Source organism: Bacteroides sp. AF25-38AC (assembly GCF_003602995.1).
Taxonomy (GTDB): Bacteria; Bacteroidota; Bacteroidia; order Bacteroidales; family Bacteroidaceae; genus Bacteroides; species Bacteroides uniformis.
The window spans coordinates 1-7,593 of the sequence record NZ_QTMD01000063.1; the positions used below are offsets into that span (position 1 = coordinate 1).

9 protein-coding genes are annotated in these 7,593 nt (G+C 45.0%); 7 read left to right on the forward strand and 2 right to left on the reverse strand.

Features of this window, described 5'->3' with window-relative positions; all coding sequences use genetic code 11:
- Positions 1 to 128: 128 nt before the first annotated feature.
- Positions 129 to 1,454 (reverse strand): OmpP1/FadL family transporter, encoded by a 1,326-nt coding sequence (locus DWY55_RS21395; RefSeq protein ID WP_005831520.1) that lies wholly within the window; start codon positions 1,452 to 1,454, stop codon positions 129 to 131.
- Positions 1,455 to 1,689: 235 nt separating this feature from the next.
- Here DWY55_RS21395 and DWY55_RS21400 point away from each other — a divergent pair, with 235 nt between their 5' ends.
- From DWY55_RS21400 to DWY55_RS21430, 7 genes are all read left to right on the forward strand, one after another.
- A complete protein-coding gene (locus DWY55_RS21400) occupies positions 1,690 to 2,691 on the forward strand; it encodes a 2-hydroxyacid dehydrogenase (protein ID WP_005831522.1) in 1,002 nt (333 codons plus the stop codon).
- 99 nt (positions 2,692 to 2,790) lie between these two features.
- Positions 2,791 to 3,495: a pirin family protein gene (locus DWY55_RS21405; RefSeq protein ID WP_005831524.1), complete on the forward strand. Its 705-nt coding sequence runs from the start codon at positions 2,791 to 2,793 to the stop codon at positions 3,493 to 3,495.
- 82 nt (positions 3,496 to 3,577) lie between these two features.
- Positions 3,578 to 4,312 (forward strand): MBL fold metallo-hydrolase, encoded by a 735-nt coding sequence (locus DWY55_RS21410; RefSeq protein WP_005831526.1) that lies wholly within the window; start codon positions 3,578 to 3,580, stop codon positions 4,310 to 4,312.
- A 39-nt stretch (positions 4,313 to 4,351) separates the two neighbouring features.
- A complete protein-coding gene (locus DWY55_RS21415; RefSeq protein WP_005831527.1) occupies positions 4,352 to 5,497 on the forward strand; it encodes a DUF4468 domain-containing protein in 1,146 nt (381 codons plus the stop codon).
- 49 nt (positions 5,498 to 5,546) lie between these two features.
- Positions 5,547 to 5,924: a VOC family protein gene (locus DWY55_RS21420; protein WP_005831529.1), complete on the forward strand. Its 378-nt coding sequence runs from the start codon at positions 5,547 to 5,549 to the stop codon at positions 5,922 to 5,924.
- A gap of 29 nt (positions 5,925 to 5,953) precedes the next feature.
- Positions 5,954 to 6,139: a hypothetical protein gene (locus DWY55_RS21425; RefSeq protein WP_008664928.1), complete on the forward strand. Its 186-nt coding sequence runs from the start codon at positions 5,954 to 5,956 to the stop codon at positions 6,137 to 6,139.
- Complete coding sequence (locus DWY55_RS21430; protein ID WP_120178380.1) at positions 6,136 to 6,873, forward strand: class I SAM-dependent methyltransferase; 738 nt, start codon at positions 6,136 to 6,138, stop codon at positions 6,871 to 6,873. Before DWY55_RS21425 ends, DWY55_RS21430 begins: the two co-directional genes overlap by 4 nt.
- Positions 6,874 to 6,947: 74 nt before the next feature.
- On the opposite strand, the gene DWY55_RS21435 is transcribed toward DWY55_RS21430, so the two are convergent.
- Positions 6,948 to 7,484: a TlpA family protein disulfide reductase gene (locus DWY55_RS21435; protein ID WP_005831535.1), complete on the reverse strand. Its 537-nt coding sequence runs from the start codon at positions 7,482 to 7,484 to the stop codon at positions 6,948 to 6,950.
- Between the last annotated feature and the right edge of the window lie 109 nt (positions 7,485 to 7,593).

Below are 7,593 nucleotides of genomic sequence, written 5' to 3' on the forward strand. Positions count from 1 at the left end.
ATATTGCATTGGCAATCAATTCGTTATAAAGTTTTATTCTTTTTACGACAGTCCCTAAAATAAGAAAGAAGCCGCCTCAAATCGATATTTGAGACGGCTTCTTAATATATAAAGGTAGGATTGTGAAATCAGAACTTATAGTCAACACCAAGACCAAACACTTTATTAGTACGGCTATAAACATTCTTGGTGGTTTCACTTATCTTCTTTGTATAATCATCATAGTTTGTCCAAAAATAGGCTATATTCATAGTCAAATGCTTTGTCATTTTGATGGCAGCACCAAACCCCAGTGAATAAGAGTCACATGAAAAACTTATATCACTCTGAAAATCATCAGCCAAGCCATAATCTGTACGCTGATAACCACCACTGATGGTCAGCTGTTTAGCTATATCCCATTCTGCACCAATCAAAATTTCATGTGTGCCATGCTTCAACGCTTTCTGCTTATCATTGGCCATCCCTGCCGCTTTATCAAAAAAATGGTGATATTCCAGCGTTGCACGAAGCGTAGGAAGGAATTCATAACCAACAGCTGCAGTCAATAATGCAGGGATATCACTCGGAGTATTCACACCATCCTTATAGTCAGCCAAAGGATTCCCTTCATCTCCCATAGCAGTTCCCATTGCACGCACTTCAGCTTTTTTGGTTTTATTTTCGAGATTAAGACTTGTCATAAACTCGTACTTCAACCCAATATTCCATTTGCCCAACTTCACATCAGCTCCCAAGATAGGGGTCAATCCCCAGCCGGTCTGGTCGCAGTCTAAATCGATACCAACCAATTCCATGCCACCATAAGTAGGAATATTACTGTGTGCTGTTGCAGTCAGAAATCCTTCATACCCACCGGTAAAATAATTCATACGTCCACCGGCAAACACACCTAACCAATCATTAACTTGATACGACAACCCCAATTGCACACCATAAATAAACTGGCTTCCATCCATTGCACTATTGATAGAATACATATTGGGAGTGATTTGACCACCCGAAATAGTATGGACTTGTCCCATCACCATTGAATCGAACATACCCAAACCATCATCAAACGATGCCTTACCGCCACCACCTACAACAGCAAAGCTACCGGAAATAGTCCAGTCTCCTTTTTTATATGCACCTTGAAAACTAGGAATGAAAGGAGCAGAAGCTTTTCCTTTATAATAACGTGTATTCCCATCTTCAATAAACAAGGGAAATGTCGCCTTTATGTTACGGGTCTGATAAGCACTTTGTCCATTCAAAGACAAATAGAGACCATCTTCCGGCAAGAAGGCCAAACCGGCCGGATTAGAATAGACACCGTCAATATCAATGGAAGCACCACGCGCTAACATTCTAAGAAAAGATACATGCTGATTTGTATTTGTTAGGATACCACCCGCAAAAGTTGGAATTGAAACGATTAACATCGCAATGCCAATCAACGAAAATTTTCTCATCTAAATCTTTTTTAATTGTTTTCGGGCGCAAAGGTACAATAATATTGCACATGAAAAAGAATTTTGTGCATAAAGTTATCCTAATATAGAACTTTAATTGAAATACCAAATAGTTTCTGATGAAACAAATAGAAATAATTATCATTTTATGAATCCTTCCGGCCACTGAACCATATCAACTTTCCACTTGTTATCTCCCTATAATTATGTAACATTTTAAAAAACAACAAATCCCATGGCATACACTATCGCATTTTTTGGCAGCAAACCTTATGATGAAGCGTCTTTCAACGAAAAAAACAAGGAATATGGTTTTGAGCTCCGCTACTATAAAGGGCATCTTAACAAGCACAACGTTATTTTAACCCAAGGAGTAGACGCAGTCTGTATTTTCGTGAACGACACGGCCGATACCGAAGTTATCCGTCTGATGGCAGACAACGGCGTGAAATTATTGGCGTTGCGCTGCGCCGGCTACAACAATGTAGATTTAAAGGCAGCTGCCGACCGTGGCATTACCGTAGTGCGTGTCCCTGCTTACTCCCCTTATGCCGTAGCAGAATATACCGTTGCCCTGATGTTATCCCTCAACCGTAAAATTCCACGTGCTACCTGGCGGACACGAGACGGAAACTTCTCGCTGCACGGACTTCTGGGCTTCGACATGTACGGAAAAACTGCAGGCATCATCGGCACGGGAAAAATAGCCAAGAAACTGATATGTATCCTGCGTGGATTCGGCATGAATATTCTTGCCTACGACCTCTATCCCGACTATAATTTCGCCCGTGAACATCAAGTGGTATATACCAGCCTGGATGAGCTATATCACAATTCGGATATCATCTCCCTGCACTGCCCGCTGACTGAACAGACCAAATATCTCATCAACGACTATTCCATCAGTAAAATGAAGGACGGAGTAATGATTATCAATACCGGACGTGGACAACTCATCCATACCAACGCCCTGATTGAAGGACTAAAAAACAAGAAAATCGGCTCTGCCGGCCTGGATGTGTACGAAGAGGAAAGCGAATACTTCTATGAAGACCAATCGGACAAAATCATTGATGACGATACCCTGGCGCGGCTACTGTCCTTCAATAATGTCATCGTCACTTCGCACCAGGCCTTTTTCACACGCGAGGCACTGGCAAACATTGCTTCGACAACCTTGCAGAACATCAAAGATTTTATGAACCATAAGCCACTGGAGAACGAGGTCAAGGCATAGTCCCCACTCATTTATAAATTCTTAGACATCGGTTTTTAAACTTTATAGCTTTCCAAAGCGTTACTAGTACATAAACCATTTTAAGAAAAGGAATAAATTATGAAAAAAGTTATAGACAAATCAGACAGCAGAGGTCATTCCCTATATGATTGGCTTGACAGCCACCACACCTTCAGTTTCGACGAGTATTACAATCCCCGCCGGATGAATTTCGGCGCCTTGCGTGTACTGAACGACGACCGTGTGGCTCCGGGAAAGGGCTTCGGCACACATCCTCATAAAAATATGGAAATCATCTCCATTCCCCTGAAAGGGAAACTGAAACATGGGGACAATCATCAGAACAGCCGCGTCATCACTCCGGGAGATATACAAACCATGAGCGCCGGCACCGGCATCTACCACAGCGAAATGAACGGCAGTGACACTGAAGCGGTAGAATTCCTGCAAATCTGGGTGATGCCCGAAAAGCTGAACACACCACCCGCATACCAGGACTTCGACGTACGTCCACTCCTGCGCAAAAATGAAATGGCACTAATAGTATCCCCTGACGGCGATGCTCCTGCCAGACTGCTACAACAGACCTGGTTTTCTATCGGTGAAATAGAAGCCGGAAAGAAGATTGACTACCACATGCACCAATCGCATTCCGGTGCATACATCTTCGTAATGGAAGGTGAAGTCAAAGTGGACGGCACAATACTCTCACGTCGTGACGGAATGGGAGTATACGAAACCGGCAGTTTTGAGCTGGAAACATTGAAAGACTCTCACATTCTCTTCATAGAAGTACCGATGTAGCGTGCTTTTGCATAAAATAACAGCTTAAACCGGAAGTTTGTGTAGCGTTTTTTGTAATATTGCGCTATAATTCAATCCGTAAATGAAACTTGATTACATCTACCATAGCGGCTTCGCGATTGAAGCGGACGGAGTGACGGTCATTATCGATTACTATAAAGATTCCTCGGAAGAGGTTTTCAATAAAGGTATCGTGCACGACTATCTCTTGGAAAAGCCGGGCGTACTCTACGTACTATGCTCGCATTTCCATCCCGACCACTTCAATCGCGAAGTTCTTTCATGGAAAAAACTGCGGCCCGACATCCGCTACATATTCTCCAAAGACATCCTGAAGCACCGCCGCGCCTCAGCGGAAGATGCCACCTACATCAATAAGGGCGACACCTACGAAGACGAACATATCCGTATCCAGGCCTTCGGTTCTACCGATGTGGGTATCTCCTTCCTGATAGACCTGCAGGGCAGACGGCTGTTCCATGCCGGTGACCTGAACAACTGGCACTGGAGCGAGGAATCCACTCCGCAGGAAATACGCAAGGCCGAAGGTGACTTTCTGGCCGAAGTGAGAGAGCTGCAGCAAACTGCACCTGCCGTAGATGTAGCCATGTTTCCGGTGGACAGCCGTATCGGAAAAGATTATATGCGTGGAGCAGAACAATTCGTGGAACGAATAAAAATCACTATATTTGTACCGATGCACTTCAGCGAAGATTATCAGGGAGGCAACGCATTCCGGCAGTTTGCCGAGAGCAAGGGATGCCGCTTTCTGAGCATTGCACACCGTGGTGAAAGTTTCGAACTCCCCAACTTGTAGCCCATAATTCGTAAATTAATAATTAAAACACATACTATTATGAAAAATTTGACACAACTTCTTTTTACACTGTTTTGCCTTTGTCTGCCGGCCATGCTGCAGGCGCAGGATAGGGACGACAGTAAATATCTGGCCGGTGCTGTTCCCGAGGTGGACGGCAAAGTGGTATTCACCAAAGAATTCAGCATCCCCGGCATGTCTCAGGATGAAATCTACGAACGTCTGCTCGGCTGGATGGATGCCCGTCTGAAAGAGAATGAAAATACCAGCCGTGTAGTATTCTCAGACAAAGAGAAAGGACAAATTGTAGGTATCGGGGATGAATGGATTGTATTCAGTTCTACGGCTCTGTCATTAGACCGTACCAAAATCCTTTACCAGCTGACTGTGACCTGCCAACCCGAAAAGAGCGTGCTCGAAGTAGAAAAGATACGGTTTAACTACCGCGAAGGAAAAGAAAAATATACCGCCGAGGAGTGGATTGTAGACAAGTATGCCTTGAACAAGGCGAAGACCAAACTGGTACGCGGACTTGCCAAGTGGCGCAGAAAAACCGTAGACTTCGTTGATGACCTTTGCCTGGGAGCAGCAGAAGCATTGAGCGCCACCACTGCCAAAGCTCTGGTAGAAGAAAAGAAGGAAGAAAAGAAAGAGGTGAAGGCTGTCGTCAATTCCGGTCCGACGGTAATCACCCCGAAGAAACAAGTTACCGTGGAACCTGCCCAGGCTGCTGAAAAGGCATCCGAAGGCATCGTGAAAGATGCCCAAGTCATCGAAGTGCCCCAAGTCAAGAAACCTGCCGCACTGGTTCCTGCCCAAAAGAGCCAGCAGCAAGAATACAAAACCATAGCCCCCGAGCAATTGTCAGCCGATGCCATCCAGACCGGAGCAGGCAAATTGGTTATCGTCATCGGCCAAGAGCCTTTCAACATGACCATGATGACAGCAAACTCCGGAGGTTCTTTGGGCAAAGTCAACGGCAAACCAGTTGTATTCAGCATACTGTCGCCCGACCAGCCGTATGAACAAATGGAAAAAGCAGAAAGCTATACCATCCGTTTCTATCCTACGGGACAGACAGAGCCTACGGTCATTCTGGAATGTAAGAAGCTGCCTTCACCGGCAACGATGGAAGGTATGCCACGCACGTATGTAGGCGAAATTCTGAAAGCAATGGTCAAATGACCGCACACGCAGACTGTAAATTGTAAATAATCAAATCAGAAATAAACAAATGGAAATAAAAAGTAAATTCGACCATTTTAATATCAATGTCACCAACTTGGAACGTAGCATCGCATTCTACGAAAAGGCACTGGGGCTGAAAGAACATCATAGGAAAGAGTCGTCCGACGGCTCTTTCACTCTGGTCTATCTGACCGACAGCAGTACCGGCTTCCTGCTGGAACTGACCTGCTTGAAGGAGCATCCACAAGCCTACGAATTAGGGGAGAACGAGAGTCACCTCTGCTTCCGCGTATCCGGTGATTACGACGCCATACGCCAATACCATAAGGAAAACGGATGGGTATGTTTCGAAAACACAGCAATGGGACTGTACTTTATCAATGACCCGGATGACTATTGGATTGAGGTACTGCCGGAGAAATGATATTTTACATCACTAAAACAACGAAATATATGAGTATAGAAGAAGCGATGATGGGTGGTATTGTCTTCAAAGGCAAAAAGGACAAACCTAAAGAAGAAAACAAGATAAAGACCAAAGCCAAGAAGAAAACCTACATTACCGGGCAACACGGTTCCGCCTCAGCCAAAATGAAAGCAGAAATCCGCCGCAAACGCGCTAACAGACATAAGAAATGATAAATACAGCCTTATTGCCTACCGACAAGGACCCGATGGGCGCAGCCATAGCCGATTACTTTAAACGGCATAAAGCCGACCGCCTACGCGTGTTCTCTTCACAATTCGATGAGGACGAAATTCCCGTCGAAGAGCTATTCCGCACAGAAAAGCAAATGCCCTTGCTGGAGCGTACTGCTCTGCAAATGGCGACCGGAAAGATTCTGGATGTGGGTGCCGGTAGCGGTTGCCATAGCCTTACCCTGCAAGAAGCCGGAAAAGAGGTCCATGCCATCGACATTTCCCCGCTTTCCGTGGAAGTGATGAAGCAGCGAGGTGTGCGTAGCGTATCACAAACCAATCTGTTCAATGAACAGTTTGCCGATGAATACGACACTATCCTGATGCTGATGAACGGTTCCGGCATTATCGGAAAGTTGGAGAATCTGCCTGATTTTTTCCGGAAGATGAAGCTACTGCTCCGGCCTGGAGGCTGTGTTTTAATGGATTCCAGCAACCTGAGCTATCTGTTCGAAGAGGAAGATGGCAGTATTGTTATCAACCTTGCCGGTGATTACTACGGAGAGGTAGACTTCCAGATGCAATACAAGAATGTCAAAGGCGACTCCTTTGACTGGCTCTATATCGACTTTCAGACCCTGAGCATCTATGCTGCCGAAAATGGCTTCAAAGCAGAGCTGGTGAAAGAGGGTACACATTATGACTATCTTGCCAAACTATCCCGACAAGCATAAAAGTGAAGTGCCCCCTAAAAGTTAGACAAAAACTTTTAGGGGGCACTTCCTTTTTTATATCTTGCCTATTCCTACTATTCAGAAAGCATTCCGTCAATCTCCTTCACCAGAGAAGCAAATTCTTCAGGGTTATACAGACGTGTCAGCTTCACAATACGCCCTTCCTTATCAATCAGGACATTGCGTGTGATACCTGCCTTGCGGAGCGCATACTTCGCAAATATATCCGCTCCCGGGTCCAGACCCAAAGGATAGGTCACTCCGGTTGACTTACCAAAAGCAATCACTTTCTCCAACGGCTCGTCACGGTCGATGCCAATCAGCATAAAATCCGGATTCGACTTATGCTTCAGCCATATATCCTTCTCAATGAAAGGCATCTCCTTACGGCATACCCCACACCAGCTCGCGGTAAACTGCAACATGACCACCTTCCCACGAAGTCCCGAAAGGGTAATGCTTTTCCCATCCGTCAGCTTCACTGTAAAATCTGGAGCCATCTCCCCTACCTTAACGATGTAGCCGGTACTGTCCGCCACTACATCCTGCGCCTTGCCTGCCATGCTGCACATAGCAAACAGACAGAAAATCAGAAATCCAACTTTTTTCATTTTATTCAATCTTTAATAAGTAAGCTGTAACTATTCAGCGAATGATATTTTGGGTCAATGTAAAAACCTGAGGGGTAAATTTATAAATTATTATCTTTGTCTCCAAATT

Coding starts and splice junctions, on each gene's coding strand:
- DWY55_RS21395 (WP_005831520.1), bottom strand. CDS start 1,454: ATGAGAAAATTTTCGTTGATTGGCATTGCGATGTTAATCGTTTCAATT.
- DWY55_RS21400 (WP_005831522.1), top strand. CDS start 1,690: ATGGCATACACTATCGCATTTTTTGGCAGCAAACCTTATGATGAAGCG.
- DWY55_RS21405 (WP_005831524.1), top strand. CDS start 2,791: ATGAAAAAAGTTATAGACAAATCAGACAGCAGAGGTCATTCCCTATAT.
- DWY55_RS21410 (WP_005831526.1), top strand. CDS start 3,578: ATGAAACTTGATTACATCTACCATAGCGGCTTCGCGATTGAAGCGGAC.
- DWY55_RS21415 (WP_005831527.1), top strand. CDS start 4,352: ATGAAAAATTTGACACAACTTCTTTTTACACTGTTTTGCCTTTGTCTG.
- DWY55_RS21420 (WP_005831529.1), top strand. CDS start 5,547: ATGGAAATAAAAAGTAAATTCGACCATTTTAATATCAATGTCACCAAC.
- DWY55_RS21425 (WP_008664928.1), top strand. CDS start 5,954: ATGAGTATAGAAGAAGCGATGATGGGTGGTATTGTCTTCAAAGGCAAA.
- DWY55_RS21430 (WP_120178380.1), top strand. CDS start 6,136: ATGATAAATACAGCCTTATTGCCTACCGACAAGGACCCGATGGGCGCA.
- DWY55_RS21435 (WP_005831535.1), bottom strand. CDS start 7,484: ATGAAAAAAGTTGGATTTCTGATTTTCTGTCTGTTTGCTATGTGCAGC.